Here is a 16698-nt window from a genome sequence, read left to right as displayed (position 1 = left end):
GTCCTCGCCTTCCTGCGCGAACACGAGGACGACCTGGTGCTGTGCGTGCACAACTTCTCACGCTTCGCACAGCCCACCGAACTCGACCTCAGCCGCTTCGACGGGCGGTATCCGGTCGAGCTGTTCGGCGGGGTGCGCTTCCCGGCGGTCGGTGAACTGCCCTACCTGCTCACCCTGGCCGGGCACGGCTTCTACTGGTTCAGGCTGCGCAAGGACGCCGCCTAGGAAACCCGTCCGCCGATCATGCCGCGGACGCGGGGCCGGTCGCCGGCCGGTCGCCGTCGCTCTCCTGCGGCCTGATCGACCGGGCAGGTCCCGGAACCCCCGGGGCGGGGCGTTTCCCCTGCCCCGCCCGGGGCACGCATGAGTAACACCCCGACCCCCGCGGGGAAAGGAATGCGACGCCATGGCGGAAACGGTCACGCTCTCCGGCAAGACAGTCCCCGGTCTCCTGGCGTCACTGGACCCCCTGCTGCGCGAGTGGCTGCCACGGCAGCGCTGGTTCGCCGGCAAGGGACGCCCGGTCACCGGGTTCTCGCTGGTGGCGGCCACCGAGCTGCTGCCGGCCGAGTCCAGGCTGGGGCTGTACCACCTGCTGGTGCGCGCCCGTCAGGGCCCGGGGCCCGGCGACTGCTACCAGCTGCTCATCGGCGTCCGCGAGGCGCTGCCGCCCCGGCTGGCCCCCGCGCTGATCGGGCACGTGGCCCAGGGGCCGCTGACCGGGCGGACCGTCTTCGACGCCCTGTACGACGCCCGGCCGGCCGAGGTGCTGCTGGAGGCGCTGCGCACCGAGGCGCGGGTCGGCGTGCTGCGCTGTGAGCGGGATCCGGGGCAGGAGATCCGGCCGGGACTGGTCCCGCGGCGGCTGACGGGCGAGCAGTCGAATTCGTCCGTCGTCTTTGGAGATACGTTTATTCTCAAGCTCCTGCGCCGGGTCGTGCCGGGCGTCAACCCCGACCTGGAGCTGCCGCTCGCACTGGCCCGCGAGGGCTGCCCCCGGGTGCCCCCGCCGACGGCCTGGCTGCGGGCCGACCTCGGCGAGAGCCACGGCGGCGACGGCCAGGACGAGGACGGGTCCTACGTCCTGGGGGTGCTCCAGCCGTATCTGCAGGGCGCCGCGGACGGCTGGGAGCTGGCGCTGCGGGAACTGGCCAAGGGCGAGGACTTCACCGCCGAGGCCCGGGCGCTGGGGCGGGCCACCGCCGAGGTGCACGGGGCGCTGGCCCGGGCGCTGCCCACGGCGACGCTGGGGCACGGCCAGACAGGGCACATGGTGGAGGGCATGACCGAGCGGCTCGACGCCGCCGCGCAGGCGGTGCCGGCGCTTCGCCCCTACGCGCCGGCGCTGCGCACCGCCTTCACCGCGCTGGCCGACCTCGCGGCCGAGGGTCGCACCTGGACCGCCCAGCGCGTCCACGGCGACCTGCATCTCGGGCAGTGCCTGCGCACGTCCTCCGGCGAGTGGACGCTGATCGACTTCGAGGGGGAGCCGGCCAGGCCGCTGGCCGAGCGCCGGATGCCGCAGCCGACCGTGCGGGACGTGGCGGGCATGCTGCGCTCCTTCGACTACGCGGCCCACTCGGCGGACCCGCCCGACCCGGGCTGGGCGCACGCCTGCCGGGCGGCCTACTGTTCCGGGTACGCCGAGGCGGCAGGCGCCGACCCGCGCGCCGACCCCGTGCTGCTGCGGGCCTACGAGACGGACAAGGCGGTCTACGAGGTCGTCTACGAGGCCCGGCACCGCCCCGACTGGCTGCCCGTCCCCCTGTCCGCGATACACCGCCTCGCCGCACCCGACCTGCCTTGAGGAGGCTCCGTACGTGACTCCCCCGAAGAAGGTCAAGAAGGCCGACGGGAAGAACGAGAACCCCGCCGCCGAACCCGCGCCCCCGGTGTCCCCCGCGCCGGCCCCGTCCCCCGCGACACCTCCTGCGGCTCCGCCCCCCGCGCCGGCGGTCTCTCCCGTGCTGGAGGCCGACGACCGCGAGCGTCTTCTGCACGGCTCCCATCACGCCCCGCACTCGGTGCTCGGCGCGCATCCGGTGCCCGGCGGGGTCGTCTTCCGGGCGCTGCGCCCGTACGCGCGGTCCGTCACGGTGCTCGCGGGCGATCTGCGCGCCGAGCTCCAGAACGACGGCGACGGCTTCTTCTCCGGCCTGCTGCCCCTGACGGAGGTCCCGGCCTACCGGCTGCTCGTGGCCTACGACGACGCGACCGTGGAGACCGAGGACGCCTACCGTTTCCTGCCCACGCTGGGCGATCTGGACCTGCACCTGATCGGCGAGGGCCGGCACGAGGAGCTGTGGACGGTGCTCGGCGCACATCCGCGGGTCCATCAGGGGGTGAGCGGCACCGGCTTCTCCGTGTGGGCCCCGAACGCGCGCGGTGTGCGGGTGGCCGGCTCCTTCAACTTCTGGGACGGCACGGGGTTCCCGATGCGTTCGCTCGGCTCGACGGGGGTCTGGGAGCTGTTCGTGCCCGGGGTCGGCGAGGGCGAGCTGTACAAGTTCGACATCACGCGGCCCGACGGCTCGCACACCCTGCGCGCCGACCCGATGGCCCGGCGTACCGAGGTCCCGCCCGCGACCTCGTCGATCGTGGACGCCTCGCACTACGAGTGGGGCGACGAGGAGTGGCTGGCCCGGCGGGCCGAGATACCCGTGCACCAGGCGCCGTTCTCCGTGTACGAGATCCATCTGCCGTCCTGGCGGCCCGGCCTCACCTACCGCCAGCTCGCCGACCAGCTGCCCGCCTACGTCAGCGACCTGGGCTTCACGCACGTCGAGCTGATGCCGGTCGCCGAGCACCCCTTCGGAGGCTCCTGGGGCTACCAGGTCACCGGCTTCTACGCGCCCACGGCCCGGCTGGGCACGCCCGACGACTTCAAGTACCTGGTGGACGCCCTGCACCGGGCCGGCATCGGCGTCCTGATGGACTGGGTCCCGGCGCACTTCCCGCGCGACGACTGGGCCCTCGCCGAGTTCGACGGACGCCCGCTGTACGAGCACGAGGACCCGTTGCGGGCCGCGCACCCGGACTGGGGGACGCTGGAGTTCGACTTCGGCCGGCGCGAGGTGCGCAACTTCCTGGTGGCCAACGCGGTGTACTGGTGCGAGGAGTTCCACATCGACGGGCTGCGGGTGGACGCCGTCGCCTCGATGCTCTACCTCGACTACTCGCGCGAGCCCGGCCAGTGGACCCCGAACGAGCGCGGCGGCCGCGAGAACCTGGACGCGGTGGCCTTTCTGCAGGAGATGAACGCGACGGTGTACCGGCGCAGTCCCGGCGTCGTCACCGTCGCGGAGGAGTCCACGGCCTGGGACGGCGTCACGCGGGCCACCGACCAGCCGGGGCCGAGCGGCTTCGGCGGGCTCGGCTTCGGGCTGAAGTGGAACATGGGCTGGATGCACGACTCGCTGGACTACATGAGCCACGAGCCGGTGCACCGCAGGTACCACCACCACGAGATGACGTTCTCGATGGTGTACGCGTACAGCGAGAACTACGTGCTGCCCATCTCGCACGACGAGGTGGTGCACGGGAAGCGCTCGCTGGTGTCGAAGATGCCCGGCGACTGGTGGCAGCAGCGCGCCGGTCTGCGGGCCTATCTGGCGTTCATGTGGGCCCACCCCGGTAAGCAACTCCTCTTCATGGGGCAGGAGTTCGCCCAGGGCGCGGAGTGGTCGGAGACGCACGGCCCCGACTGGTGGCTGCTGGATCCGGCGTACGGGGCCGAGGCGGACCACCGGGGTGTCAGGGACCTGGTGCGCGACCTCAACGCCGTCTACCGGGCGACGCCCGCGCTCTGGCAGCTGGACACCGACCCCGCCGGTTTCCAGTGGGTGGTCGGCGACGCGGCCGAGGACAACGTCTTCGCGTTCCTGCGCCACGACGCCGCGGGTTCCCCGCTGCTGTGCGTCAGCAACCTCTCGCCCGTCGTGCGCCACGACTACCTCCTGGGCGTCCCCGACGACGTGTTGGCCTGGCACGAGACGCTCAACACCGACGCGTCCGCGTACGGGGGCAGTGGCGTCGCCGGCCCCGCCCCGGTCAAGCCGGAGCCGCAGGGCCGGCACGGCCGCCCGGCGACGGTCCGCCTGACCCTGCCCCCGCTGGCGACGATCTGGCTGCGCCCGGCCTGAACCGCCCCGCCCGGCCTGCCGGGCGCGGTGACGGCGGGAGCCGTCACGTCCGGCGGTCGCCGCGGGCCCGGCACGTCGGCCGACTGCGGCAGCGGCAGCGGACGACCGACGCGGGCCCGACGGCCACGGCCCCAGCCCCGGCCCCGGCCGCCGCTGCCGGCCCGGCGCACCGCCGAGCGGCCCGCTCCGAGCCATGACGCCAGGCCGTGACGGCGGCGGGAGCCGTCACGTCCCGGCGGTCGTCGTCGCGGGTGCGAGGGCGTCGGCCAGCGGCTTGGGGAGAGGGCGGCTGTGCACCACCCCGAGCCGCTGGGTGGCGCGGGTCAGCGCCACGTACAGGTCGCTCGTGCCGTAGCGCGCCGGCTCCACCACCAGCACGGAGTCGAACTCCAGGCCCTTCGCCTGACGGGGGTCCAGCAGGACGACCGTCCGCGACAGGTCCGGCTCCGCGCCCGCGGTGATCCCGTCCAGCCGCGCCGCCAGCTTCCGGTGCAGGTCGCGCGGGGCGATGACCGCGAGCCGGCCTTCGGCGGGGGTCAGCTCGCGAACCGCCTCGGCGACCGCGTCGGGCAGGTCGTGGGCGGCGCGGGCCCAGGGCCGGACACCCGTCGACCGCACGGAGCCGGGCGGTTCGAAGTCCGGGTGCTCGGCGCGCACCACCGCGGCCGCCACGTCCATGATCTCGGCCGGGGTGCGGTAGTTGACGCCGAGGCGGATGTGCTCCCAGCGGTCCTGGACGTACGGCTGGAGGATCCGGTCCCAGGATCCGACGCCGGCCGCCTCGGCGGTCTGCGCCGGGTCGCCGACCAGCGTCATCGAGCGGGTCGGGCTGCGCCGCATGAGCATCCGCCAGGCCATCGGGGACAGCTCCTGCGCCTCGTCGACGATGATGTGCCCGAACGCCCAGGTCCGGTCGGCCGCAGCGCGCTCGGCGGCGCTGCGGTGGTCGTCCTCCTCGTGCCGCTCGGCGAACCGCTCGGCGTCGATGATGTCGTGCGCGGACAGGACCTCGGAGTCCTCTTCGTCCTTGTCCTCGAACTCGTAGGTGCGCGAGGCGTAGGAGACGTCCAGGACGCCCTGGGCGTAGGCGACCTGCGTCTCGCGCTCCCGCTCGGCCAGCGCCCGCGCCACCCGTTCGTCCACGCCGAGCAGTTCGGCGGCCTCGTCCAGCAGCGGCACGTCCGCCACCGTCCACGCCCGCGTCACCGGGCGGCGGATGACGGCCGCGTCGTCGTCGGAGAGGTAGCCCACCGGGTCCGCGAGGAAGTCCGCGACCAGGCGCTGCGGGGTCAGGCGCGGCCACAGCTGGTCCACGGCGGCCCAGACCTCGGGGTTCTCGGCGAGTTCGTCGCGGATCTGGGTGATGTCGCTCGGGTCCAGCAGGTTCGTGCCGTCGAACGGGTCGGTGCCGATGCGTTCGGCGACCATGTCGGTGAGCGTGTTGAGGATGTGGCCCTCGAAGTGCTCACGGGCCACGTTGTGCGGGAGCTGCGCGGCGCGGGTGCGCTCGCGGGCCACCTTCACCAGGCCGTCGTCGAGCATCAGGAACTCGCGGTCGTGCTCGACGGCGATCACCGGGTCGGGCAGCGCCTGCCAGTCGCGGACGACGTCGGCGAGCACGTCCGCCATGTCGGCGCGGCCCTTGACGGCCGCCGCCTCACGGGTGTCGGTCGCCGTCGCCCTGACGCCGGGGAACAGCTCGCCGACCGTCGCGAGCAGCACGCCGGTCTCGCCGAGCGAGGGCAGCACCTCGCCGATGTAGCCGAGGAAGGCGGGGTTGGGTCCGACGACGAGGACGGCCCGCTTGGCGAGCAGTTCCCGGTGCTCGTAGAGGAGGTAGGCGGCCCGGTGCAGGGCGACGGCCGTCTTTCCGGTGCCCGGGCCGCCCTCCACCACCAGCACCCCGCGGTGCGGGGCCCGGATGATCTCGTCCTGCTCGGCCTGGATGGTCTGCACGATGTCGCTCATCCGGCCGGTGCGCGCGGAGTCGAGGGCGGCGAGCAGCACGGCGTCGCCGGTGGGGTCCTCGTGACCGGTGCGGGTGGCGTCGCCGAGGTCGAGGATCTCGTCGTGCAGGGCGGTGACCCGGCGGCCTTCGGTGGTGAGGTGCCGGCGTCGGCGCAGCCCCATCGTGGTGTGGCCGGTGGCCAGGTAGAAGGGGCGGGCGACGTCGGCCCGCCAGTCGATGAGGACGGGCGTGCGCTCGGCGTCGTCGGCGCGCAGCCCGATGCGGCCGATGTGGTGGTTCGTGCCCGACGCGAGGTCGATGCGCCCGAAGCAGAGCGAGCCGTCCACCGCGTTCAACGCGGCCAGCAGCCCGGATCGCTCGGCGACGAGGATGTCCCGTTCCAGCCGCGCCTGCATGGGCTTGTCCCCCTGGGCGAGGGCGTCCGTGACGCCTGCCTCGGTGTCCCCGCGCAGGGCGTCCACGCGTGCGTACAGCCCGTCGATGAATTCCTGTTCGTGCCGCAATTCACTGTCAGGAAAGCCGGTGTTTGACAATTCCACTCCCGCCCGCATATACTGTGCACACAAAGCTTCTTCGTGACCTCTTTCTCATGAAGTCACGAATCCTCGAATATACGCAAAGAAATCCCCCGAGCGCAATTGCTCGGGGGATTTCTTCTGTTCCGGCCGGGGTCACAGCACGTCGGACAGTTCCTCCAGCAGCCGCCGCTTGGGCCGGGCCCCCACCATCGCCTTCACGGGCTCTCCGGACCGGAACACCATGAACGTCGGCATCGACAGCACCTTGTAGGCGTTGGTCGTCTCCGGGTTCACGTCCACGTTCAGCTGCACCACCTTCAGCCGCTCGCCCTCCTCGGCGGCGAGCGCCGTCAGCACCGGCCCCATCTGCCGGCACGGCGGGCACCAGTCGGCGGTGAACTCCACCAGCACCGGCAGTTCCGCCGCCAGCACCTCCGCCCCGAAGTCCGCGTCCGTCACTTCCGCCACACCGTCGGCCTTGGTCACCGCGTCCGCCCTCCCAACTCGCACACCGGATCCGGACCACCCGGAACCGTCGCATCGGCAGCCAGCTCGTCCCGCGCCCGCTCCGCCCTGACCAGCTGCTCGCCGACCTGGGCGCGCACCGCGCGCAGCTCGCCGATCAGCTCGTCGAGCTCCGCCAGCTTGCGCCGGTAGACCGCCAGTGACGCCGGGCAGGAGTCGCCCTCGGGGTGCCCGGCCCGCAGACACTCCACGAAGGGCCGGGTCTCCTCCAGGTCGAACCCGAAGTCCTGGAGCGTCCTGATCTGCCGCAGCAGCTTCAGGTCGGCCTCGTCGTAGGTCCGGTGTCCGTTGTGGTTCCGCCGGGCGGACAACAGGCCCCGGGACTCGTAGTACCGCAGCGTCCGGGTCGTGGTCCCGGCCCGCGCGGCCAGCTCTCCGATGCGCATGCCACCGAAGGTACGGCTTGACGCCGACGTCAGGGCAAGACCCCGGGACCCCCGACGCGTCCCCCCGTTCAGGACAGGCCGGGGCGTTCCCGGGCGGAACGAGAAAAGGCCCGGCACCGGGCCGGGCAGGAGGGGGACGCGGGGAAACCGGGCGGCCGAGCCACGGGGGAGTGCTCGGCCGCCCGGAGCGAGGGGGGCGATGGCCGGGTGTCCGGCCCCGGTTCAGGCGGGGCCGGACACCCGGAGCATGAGGGCCCGGGTCCGGGTCTCAGGCCTTGGCGAGTTCCTTGTCGCCCTCTTCGCGCTGCTCGGGCAGGCCCGCCGGGACGTTCGCGTCGGCGGCGTCGTCGTCATGGTCGTCGTGGTCGTCGTCGAGCAGGGTCTTCTCGTCGAACGGCAGGCCGCCGGCGAGCACCAGCTGGACACGCTCCTTGTCGATCTCCTTGGTCCAGGTGCCGACCAGGACGGTGGCGACGGCGTTGCCGGCGAAGTTGGTGAGGGCGCGGGCCTCGCTCATGAAGCGGTCGATGCCGACGATGAGGCCCATGCCGTCCACCAGGGCGGGCTTGTGCGACTGCAGACCGCCGGCCAGGGTCGCCAGACCCGCGCCGGTGACGCCGGCCGCGCCCTTGGAGGCGACGAACAGGAAGAGCAGCAGCGGGATCTGCTCGCCGATCGACATCGGCGTGCCCATGGCGTCGGCGATGAACAGGGACGCCATGGTCATGTAGATCATGGTGCCGTCGAGGTTGAAGGAGTAGCCGGTCGGGACGGTGATGCCGACGACGGGCTTGCTGACGCCCAGGTGCTCCATCTTCGCGATGAGCCGCGGCAGCGCGGACTCGGAGGAGGAGGTGGACAGGATCAGCAGGAACTCACGGGCGAGGTACTTGAAGAACGTCAGGATGTTGAGTCCGGTGAAGATCTTCAGCAGCGCGCCGAGCACGATGAAGACGAACAGGAAGCACGTGGTGTAGAAGCCGAGCATCAGGACCGCGAGGCTCTTGAGCGCGTCCACGCCCGCCGAGCCGACGACCGCGGCCATCGCGCCGAAGGCGCCGACCGGAGCGGCCCACATGACCATCGCGAGGATGCGGAAGACGAGCCGCTGGATGTGCTCGACGCCGCGCAGGATCGGCCGGCCGGCCTTGCCCATGCCCTGGAGGGCGAACCCGCACAGCAGCGCGACCAGCAGGGTCTGCAGGACGTCCGGCTGGGTGAAGGCGGAGACGATCGTGGTGGGGATGATGCCGAGCAGGAACTCGGTGGTGTCCTTGGCCTCCGCCGAGACCTGCGCCTGGCCGGTCTCCTTCACGGCGTCGGTGATGTGGAGACCGCTGCCCGGCTCCAGGATGTTGCCGACGACCAGGCCGATGGTGAGCGCCACGAGCGACATGACCACGAAGTAGCCGAGCGCGATGCCGCCGACCTTGCCGACCTTGGCGGCCTTGCGGACGGACCCGATGCCCAGCACGATCGTGCAGAAGATGATCGGCGAGATCATCATCTTGATCAGGCTGACGAATCCGGTGCCGATGGGCTTCAGCTCGACGGCGAAGTCGGGGGCCACGAGGCCCACCGTGATGCCGAGCGCCACCGCGATGATCACCGCGATGTACAGATAGTGGGTGCGGTCCCGCTTGACCACGGGTGCGGCAGGTGCCGTATCGGGGGTGCTGCTGGCGGCCACGGCTGCCCTCCTTGACGTCTTCGTCGGCAATCACCGGCGTGCGGCTCACGTCCGGGAAGTTGTGGGGGATGCGGTGACTCTCTCGCGAGCTGTGAGGGCGGTCACCCTTCCGTTCATTTAGTTCACGCTCGACGGCGGGGGCACACTGACGGCATGCGCCTCCCCGACCTCCCCCGGCCCCGCAGCCTCGCCGGCCAGCTGTTCGCCATGCAGGCCGTGCTGATCGCGGTGCTCGTGGCGGGATACGCGCTGTTCACGTACGTCAGCGACCGCGGCCAGGCCGAGCAGGCGGCGCGCAGCCAGGCCACCGCGGTGGCCCGCTCCGTCGCCGACTCCCCCTCGGTGCACTCGGCGATCCGCACGGCCCGCCCCAGCGCCGAGCTCCAGCCGTACGCGCTGCGGATCATGCGGGACACCGGCGTCGACTTCGTCACGATCATGGATCCGCAGGGCATCCGCTGGACGCACCCGGACGCGACCCAGATCGGCGGCCGCTTCCGCGGCAACACCGCGAAGGCCCTGCGGGGCGACACCTTCACCGAGACCTACACCGGGACCCTCGGCGCGTCCGTCCGCGCGGTGACCCCCATAGAGGACGGCGACGGGAAGATCGTCGGCCTGGTCAGCGCGGGCATCAAGGTCGAGTCGATCAGCAAACGGGTGCAGGACCAGGTGACGGCGCTGTTCGCGGTGGCCGGCGGGGCGCTGGCCCTCGGCGCGATCGGGACCTACCTCGTCAACGCGTCCCTGCGCCGGCACACCCACGGCATGAACGCGACCGAGCTGAGCCGGATGCACGACTACCACCAGGCCGCGTTGCACGCGGTGCGCGAGGGGCTGCTGATGCTGGACGGACAGTACAAGGTGGCGCTGATCAACGACGGAGGCCGCGAGTTGCTGGGGGTCTCCGACGAGGTGGTGGGGCAGTCCGTCGCAGGCCTGGGCCTGCCGGCTCCCCTGACGGGCGCGCTGCTGGCCTCGGAGCCGCGGGTGGACGAGGTGCACCTGACGGCGGACCGCGTGCTCGTCGTGAACACGTCCCCGGTGTCCGGCGGCGAACGCCGCGGCACCGTCGTCACCCTGCGCGATGTGACCGAACTGCAGTCGCTGATGGGCGAGTTGGACTCCGAGCGGGGTTTCACCCAGGCATTGCGCTCGCAGGCCCACGAGGCGGCGAACCGGCTGCACACGGTCGTCTCCCTGATCGAGCTGGGGCGGGCGCAGGAGGCGGTGGACTTCGCGACGGCGGAGCTGGAGCTGGCCCAGGCGCTGACGGACCAGGTGGTCGCGGCGGTCGGCGAGCCGGTCCTGGCGGCGCTGCTGCTGGGCAAGACGGCGCAGGCGAACGAGAGGGGCGTGGAGCTGGTGGTCTCACAGGAGAGCACCCTGGACGACGGTGTGCTGCCGGAGTCCCTGCCCGCCCGCGACCTGGTGACGATCCTGGGCAATCTCATCGACAACGCGGTCGACGCGGCCCAGGGCAGCATGCGGGCCCGGGTGACGGTGACGGCGTCCACCCAGGGCCCCGAACTGCTGCTGCGGGTGGCGGACACGGGGGCCGGGGTGGAGCCCGCGCACGCCTCCCTGGTCTTCGAGCGCGGCTTCTCGACGAAGCCGTCCGGGCCGGGCGGCCGGGGCCTCGGACTGGCCCTGGTCCGGCAGGCGGTGCACCGGCACGAGGGGACCTTGTCGGTGGCCGGGGCCGAGGGCGGCGGGGCCGAGTTCGTGGTGCGCCTGCCGTTGCGGACGACGGCCGCGGCGACGCCGGGAGGCAGAGGATGACGAGCGCGGAGCCGATCAGAGTGCTGGTCGTCGAGGACGATCCGGTCGCCGCCGACGCCCACGTCATGTACGTCGGGCGGGTCCCGGGGTTCGTGGCCGTCGGCAAGGCGCACACCGGCGCGGAGGCCCGGCGGCTGCTGGACCGCACGCCGGTGGACCTCCTCCTGCTGGACCTGCACCTGCCGGACGGACACGGCCTGCAGCTGGCCCGCTCGCTGCGGGCGGCCGGCTATCACGCGGACGTCATAGCGGTGACCTCCGCCCGCGACCTGACGGTGGTCCGCGAGGGCGTCTCGCTCGGCGTCGTGCAGTACGTGCTGAAGCCGTTCACCTTCGCGACGCTGCGCGACCGGCTGGTGCGGTACGCGGAGTTCCGGGGGGCGGCGGGCGAGGCGAGCGGCCAGGACGAGGTCGACCGGGCGCTCGCGGCGCTGCGCGCGCCGAGCCCCGCCGCGCTGCCCAAGGGCTTGAGCGCACCGACCCTGGAACGGGTGACGGAGACCGTCCGGCAGGCCCCGGAGGGGCTGACGGCGGCCGCGGCGGCCGAGGCGGTGGGCATCTCCCGGATCACCGCCCGGCGGTATCTGGAGCACCTGGTCGAGGCCGGGCGAGCCGAACGCAAGCCGCTGTACGGGCAGGTGGGAAGGCCGGAGCTGGTCTACCGCTGGGTACCCGGACCCGCCAGAGGACGATGAGCCGACCGGCGCCCGAACCCGCCGGACGGCGAAGAGCAGCCCAGCCTCACGCACAGCCCGACAGCGCCCGAGCCCGCCGGACGGCGAAGAGCAAGCCGACTCCGCGCTTGGCCCGGACAGCACCCGGACCCGCCGGACGGCGAAGAGCAGCCCGGGCTTCACGCACGGCCCCGGCAGCGCCCCGGACCCGCCGGAGGGACGTGAGCCGGCCGGCGCGCCGGGCCGTGCGGGCACGCGCCCCTGTCACGGGAGGTTTCCGACGCCGAGGGGGAACCGCGGCGCGGCTCCGGCGGCGACCGGATCCGCGCCGAGAGCGACGCCTGCCGCGGGCCCGTCGTCGGGGTGGAGCACCGGCGGCTCCGCCCCGCCCTCGTAGGACACCGGCGAGGCGGGGCCGGTGGGCCGACGGTACGGAAGGTCTAGAAGACCGACTCCGCTTCCACGATCCGGTCCTTGGGCACCGTCTTGAGCTCGGTCACCGCTTCCGCCAGCGGCACCATCACCACGTCCGTGCCGCGCAGCGCCGTCATCCGCCCGAACTGGCCGCGGTGGGCCGCCTCCACGGCGTGCCAGCCGAACCGGGTGGCGAGGACGCGGTCGTACGCCGTCGGGACGCCGCCGCGCTGGACGTGGCCGAGGATGACCGGACGGGCCTCCTTGCCGAGCCGCCTCTCCAGCTCGTAGGCCAGCGCCGTGCCGATGCCCTGGAAGCGCTCGTGGCCGAACTGGTCGATCGCGCCCTTGCTGTAGTCCATCGTGCCGTGGACCGGGTGCGCGCCCTCCGCGACGCAGATCACCGCGAACTTCTTGCCGCGCGCGAACCGCTCCTCGACCATCTTCACCAGGTCGGCGGGGTCGAAGGGGCGCTCGGGCAGACAGATGCCGTGCGCGCCCGCCGCCATTCCGCTCTCCAGCGCGATCCAGCCCGCGTGGCGGCCCATGACCTCGACGACCATCACCCGTTGGTGGGACTCCGCGGTCGTCTTCAGGCGGTCCATCGCCTCCGTCGCGACGCCGACCGCCGTGTCGAAGCCGAAGGTGCGGTCGGTGGAGGAGATGTCGTTGTCGATCGTCTTCGGGACGCCGACCACCGGCAGCCCGGCGTCGGACAGCATGCGCGCCGCCGTCAGCGTGCCCTCGCCGCCGATCGGGATGAGGGCGTCGATGCCGAAGTCGTGGATCATGTCGGAGGCGCTCTCGCAGGCCTCGCGCAGCCGGTCGCGCTCCAGGCGGGACGAGCCGAGGATGGTGCCGCCGCGGGCCAGGATGCCGCTCACCGCGTTGAGGTCGAGCCCCCGGTAACGGCCGTCCAGCAGCCCCGCGTAGCCGTCCTCGAAGCCGATGACCTCGTCGCCGTAATGGTCCACGGCGCGGTGCACGACCGACCGGATCACTGCGTTCAGGCCGGGGCAGTCGCCGCCTGCGGTGAGAACTCCGATGCGCATCGTGCTGTGTCTCCTGCTCGCTGTCGTTGCCGGTGAGCCGGATCCGATTGTTTCACGCCGCCGAGCGGACTGTCGCTGATGGGCGCCTTAACCACGGCCGGGGGTATTGTCAAGAGGGATCTGCTCACCTAGGTGGGCGATTTTTGTGCGCCGGAAAGAGCCCGGGCCGACCGTCCGGGCCGAGCGCCGACAGACTGTCCCGGAAGGAAACGGAGAGCTCGCGTGACCCGCTGTGTGTACGTGACGGGGATCGACCGCGGTGACGGCCGCCAGGTCGTCGAGCTGGGGGTCATGGAACTGCTGACCCGGCAGGTCGACCGGGTGGGCGTCTTCCGCCCTCTCGTCCACGACGGGCCCGACCGGCTCTTCGAACTGCTGCGCGCCCGTTACCGGCTGGCGCAGGATCCGGCCACCGTCTACGGCATGGACTACCACGAGGCGTCCGCCCTCCAGGCCGAACAGGGGGTGGACGAACTGGTCTCCACCCTGGTCGACCGGTTCCACCGGGTCGCCCGCGACTACGACGTCGTCCTCGTCCTCGGCACGGACTACGCCGACACGCAGTTCCCGGACGAGCTGGCGCTCAACGCGCGCCTCGCCAACGAGTTCGGCGCGTCCGTGATCCCGGTCGTCGGCGGCCGCAGGCAGACCGCGGAGTCGGTGCTCGCCGAGACCCGCAACGCCTACCGGGCGTACGACGGCCTCGGATGCGACGTCCTGGCCATGGTGACCAACCGCGTCGCACCCGAGGACCGGGAGGAGATCGCCGCCGGGCTCGCCACCCGGCTGCCCGTGCCCTGCTACGTCGTGCCCGACGAGCCCGCCCTCTCCGCGCCGACCGTCGCCCAGATCAGCCACGCCCTCGGCGGACGGGTGGTCCTGGGCGACGACTCCGGACTGGCCCGCGACGCCCTCGACTTCGTCTTCGGCGGGGCGATGCTGCCGAACCTCCTCAACGCCCTGACCCCGGGCTGCCTGGTGGTCACCCCCGGCGACCGGGCCGACCTGGTCATCGGTTCGCTGGCCGCGCACAGCGCCGGCACCCCGCCGATCGCCGGCGTGCTGCTGACGCTGGGCGAGGTCCCGAGGGACGAGATCCTCACCCTCGCCGCCCGGCTGGCCCCCGGCACGCCCGTGGTGTCGGTGCCCGGCAACAGCTTCCCCACCGCGGAGCAGCTGTTCTCCCTGGAGGGCAAGCTGAACGCGGCCACCCCGCGCAAGGCGGAGACCGCGCTGGGCCTGTTCGAGCGGCACGTCGACACGAGCGAGCTGCTCAAGCGCGTCTCCGCCCCCAGCACCGACCGCGTCACGCCGATGATGTTCGAGCACAAGCTCCTCGAACAGGCGCGTTCCGACAAGCGCCGGGTGGTGCTGCCCGAGGGGACCGAGGAGCGCGTCCTGCACGCGGCCGAGGTGCTGCTGCGCCGGGGCGTGTGCGACCTCACCCTGCTCGGGCCCGTCGACCGGATCCGCAAGAAGGCCGCCGACCTGGGCATCGACCTCGGCGACTGCGCGCTGATCGACCCGGCGACCAGTGAGCTGCGCGACGCCTTCGCGGAGAAGTACGCGGCTCTGCGCGCCCACAAGGGCGTCAGCGTCGAGCTGGCCTACGACGTCGTGTCCGACGTGAACTACTTCGGCACGCTCATGGTCCAGGAGGGGTTGGCCGACGGCATGGTCTCCGGTTCCGTGCACTCCACGGCCGCCACCATCCGGCCCGCCTTCGAGATCATCAAGACCAAGCCGGACGCCGACATCGTCTCCTCGGTGTTCTTCATGTGCCTGGCCGACAAGGTCCTCGTCTACGGCGACTGCGCGGTCAACCCGGACCCGGACGCGGAGCAGTTGGCGGACATCGCCGTCCAGGCGGCGGCCACGGCCGCGCAGTTCGGGGTGGAGCCGCGGATCGCGATGCTGTCGTACTCCACCGGCACGTCCGGCTCGGGCGCGGACGTCGACAAGGTGCGCGAGGCGACGGAGCTGGTGCGCGGGCGGCGGCCCGACCTGAAGATCGAGGGGCCCATCCAGTACGACGCCGCCGTCGAGCCGACCGTCGCCGCGACCAAGCTGCCGGGCTCCGAAGTCGCCGGCCAGGCAAGCGTGTTGATCTTCCCGGACCTCAACACCGGCAACAACACCTACAAGGCCGTGCAGCGCTCGGCCGGCGCGATCGCGGTCGGGCCGGTGCTGCAGGGGCTGCGCAAGCCCGTCAACGACCTGTCCCGGGGCGCTCTCGTCCAGGACATCGTCAACACCGTCGCCATCACGGCGATCCAGGCCCAGAGCCCGACCCCCACCTCCAGCGAGAAGGCGACCGATCTGTGAGCGCGACCCGCGTCCTCGTCCTCAACTCCGGCTCCTCGTCGCTGAAGTACCAGCTGCTCGACATGCGGGACAGCAGCAGGCTGGCGAGCGGCCTCGTCGAGCGCATCGGCGAGCGGTCCTCCCGGCTGAAGCACTCGCCGCTCGCCACCGGCGGCGAGACCCGCGAGCAGAGCGCGCCGATCGCCGACCACGACGCCGCCCTGAAGGCCGTGGCGGAGGAGCTGGCGAAGGACGGTCTCGGCCTGGACTCCCCCGAACTGGCCGCCGTCGGGCACCGCGTCGTGCACGGCGGCAAGCACTTCACCCGGCCGACCGTGATCGACGACGCCGTCCTCGCCGAGATCGAGCGGCTGATCCCGGTCGCCCCTCTGCACAACCCGGCCAACCTCACCGGGATCCGCACGGCGACGGCGCTGCGCCCCGACCTGCCCCAGGTCGCCGTGTTCGACACCGCCTTCCACACGACGATGCCGGAGTCGGCCGCCCGCTACGCGATCGACGTCGAGACGGCCGACGCGCACCGGGTGCGGCGCTACGGCTTCCACGGGACCTCGCACGCGTTCGTCTCCCGTGCGACGGCGAAGCTGCTGGGCAAGGCCCCCGAGGAGGTGAACGTCATCGTGCTGCACCTCGGCAACGGAGCGTCGGCGTCCGCCGTGGAGAAGGGCCGGTGCGTGGACACCTCGATGGGGCTGACGCCCCTGGAGGGGCTGGTGATGGGGACGCGTTCCGGGGACGCGGACCCGGCCGTCATCTTCCATTTGGCGCGCGTTGGCGGAATGTCCATCGACGAAATCGATGCTCTTCTCAACAAGAAGAGCGGTCTCATCGGGCTGTGCGGCGACAACGACATGCGGGAGATCCAACGCCGGATCGACGAGGGGGACGAGCAGGCGAAGCTCGCGTTCGACATCTACATTCACCGGCTGAAGAAGTACATCGGCGCTTATTACGCCGTACTCGGGCGGGTGGACGCGATCGCGTTCACCGCCGGGGTCGGGGAGAACGCGGCGGCGGTGCGGGCGGCGGCGGTCTCCGGGCTGGACGCCCTGGGTCTGGCGGTGGACGACGGGCTGAACGCCGTGCGCGGCGACGGGCCGCGGCTGATCTCCCCGTCGGACGCCCGGGTGGCGGTCGCCGTGGTGCCGACGGACGAGGAACTGGAGATCGCGACACAGACCTACGCACTGGTGAAAACGACAAACTGAGCAGGAAAGCAAC

The 16698-nt window shown here is 72.3% G+C and carries 12 protein-coding genes; 7 read left to right on the top strand and 5 right to left on the bottom strand.

Going from position 1 to position 16698, the window contains the following annotated elements:
• From IE239_RS33850 to glgB, 3 genes are all read left to right on the top strand, one after another.
• Positions 1 to 225 (top strand): alpha-glucosidase C-terminal domain-containing protein (locus tag IE239_RS33850; protein WP_190153286.1); only part of this gene is annotated, 225 nt, incomplete at its 5' end.
• Positions 226 to 406: 181 nt separating this feature from the next.
• A complete protein-coding gene (locus IE239_RS33845; RefSeq protein ID WP_190153285.1) occupies positions 407 to 1807 on the top strand; it encodes a maltokinase N-terminal cap-like domain-containing protein in 1401 nt (466 codons plus the stop codon).
• Between the two features lie 85 nt (positions 1808 to 1892).
• Positions 1893 to 4142, top strand: a complete 2250-nt coding sequence (gene glgB / locus IE239_RS33840; protein WP_190153298.1) for a 1,4-alpha-glucan branching enzyme — start codon at positions 1893 to 1895, stop codon at positions 4140 to 4142.
• Positions 4143 to 4367: 225 nt separating this feature from the next.
• Here the strand turns inward: glgB and IE239_RS33835 are convergent, their stop codons facing one another.
• The 4 genes from IE239_RS33835 to IE239_RS33820 form a co-directional block, all read right to left on the bottom strand.
• Positions 4368 to 6662, bottom strand: a complete 2295-nt coding sequence (locus IE239_RS33835; protein WP_190153297.1) for a HelD family protein — start codon at positions 6660 to 6662, stop codon at positions 4368 to 4370.
• 120 nt (positions 6663 to 6782) lie between these two features.
• The gene (locus IE239_RS33830; protein ID WP_308435444.1) at positions 6783 to 7115 is read right to left on the bottom strand and encodes a thioredoxin family protein; all 333 of its coding nucleotides are present in this window, start codon (positions 7113 to 7115) and stop codon (positions 6783 to 6785) included.
• Positions 7112 to 7540 carry a MerR family transcriptional regulator gene (locus IE239_RS33825; RefSeq protein ID WP_190153284.1) on the bottom strand — a complete coding sequence of 143 codons (429 nt, stop codon included), beginning with the start codon at positions 7538 to 7540 and terminating at the stop codon, positions 7112 to 7114. The genes IE239_RS33830 and IE239_RS33825 overlap by 4 nt, the downstream gene beginning before the upstream one ends.
• A gap of 268 nt (positions 7541 to 7808) precedes the next feature.
• Positions 7809 to 9230 (bottom strand): cation:dicarboxylate symporter family transporter, encoded by a 1422-nt coding sequence (locus tag IE239_RS33820; protein WP_190153283.1) that lies wholly within the window; start codon positions 9228 to 9230, stop codon positions 7809 to 7811.
• 153 nt (positions 9231 to 9383) lie between these two features.
• Here IE239_RS33820 and IE239_RS33815 point away from each other — a divergent pair, with 153 nt between their 5' ends.
• Both IE239_RS33815 and IE239_RS33810 read left to right on the top strand, forming a co-directional pair.
• Positions 9384 to 11012, top strand: a complete 1629-nt coding sequence (locus IE239_RS33815; RefSeq protein WP_190153282.1) for a sensor histidine kinase — start codon at positions 9384 to 9386, stop codon at positions 11010 to 11012.
• Entirely contained in the window at positions 11009 to 11707 is a 699-nt protein-coding gene (locus tag IE239_RS33810; protein WP_190153281.1) for a response regulator, read from the top strand. The genes IE239_RS33815 and IE239_RS33810 overlap by 4 nt, the downstream gene beginning before the upstream one ends.
• A 419-nt stretch (positions 11708 to 12126) precedes the next feature.
• On the opposite strand, the gene IE239_RS33805 is transcribed toward IE239_RS33810, so the two are convergent.
• On the bottom strand, positions 12127 to 13152 hold the full coding sequence (locus IE239_RS33805; RefSeq protein ID WP_190153280.1) for an ATP-dependent 6-phosphofructokinase: 1026 nt from the start codon (positions 13150 to 13152) through the stop codon (positions 12127 to 12129).
• Between the two features lie 222 nt (positions 13153 to 13374).
• Between IE239_RS33805 and pta the strand changes: the two genes are divergently transcribed.
• Positions 13375 to 15477, top strand: coding sequence for a phosphate acetyltransferase (pta, locus tag IE239_RS33800; RefSeq protein WP_190153279.1), 2103 nt, complete (start codon positions 13375 to 13377; stop codon positions 15475 to 15477).
• Positions 15474 to 16685 (top strand): acetate kinase, encoded by a 1212-nt coding sequence (locus IE239_RS33795; protein ID WP_190153278.1) that lies wholly within the window; start codon positions 15474 to 15476, stop codon positions 16683 to 16685. The genes pta and IE239_RS33795 overlap by 4 nt, the downstream gene beginning before the upstream one ends.
• Positions 16686 to 16698 lie beyond the last annotated feature (13 nt).

It is taken from the genome of Streptomyces humidus, from assembly GCF_014649655.1.
Taxonomy (GTDB): Bacteria; Actinomycetota; Actinomycetes; order Streptomycetales; family Streptomycetaceae; genus Streptomyces; species Streptomyces humidus.
Note: the sequence above shows the minus strand (reverse complement) of the source record. Positions and strands in the feature narration are given on the sequence as shown.

Coding starts and splice junctions, on each gene's coding strand:
- IE239_RS33835 (WP_190153297.1), bottom strand. CDS start 6,662: ATGCGGGCGGGAGTGGAATTGTCAAACACCGGCTTTCCTGACAGTGAA.
- IE239_RS33845 (WP_190153285.1), top strand. CDS start 407: ATGGCGGAAACGGTCACGCTCTCCGGCAAGACAGTCCCCGGTCTCCTG.
- IE239_RS33825 (WP_190153284.1), bottom strand. CDS start 7,540: ATGCGCATCGGAGAGCTGGCCGCGCGGGCCGGGACCACGACCCGGACG.
- IE239_RS33810 (WP_190153281.1), top strand. CDS start 11,009: ATGACGAGCGCGGAGCCGATCAGAGTGCTGGTCGTCGAGGACGATCCG.
- IE239_RS33815 (WP_190153282.1), top strand. CDS start 9,384: ATGCGCCTCCCCGACCTCCCCCGGCCCCGCAGCCTCGCCGGCCAGCTG.
- IE239_RS33805 (WP_190153280.1), bottom strand. CDS start 13,152: ATGCGCATCGGAGTTCTCACCGCAGGCGGCGACTGCCCCGGCCTGAAC.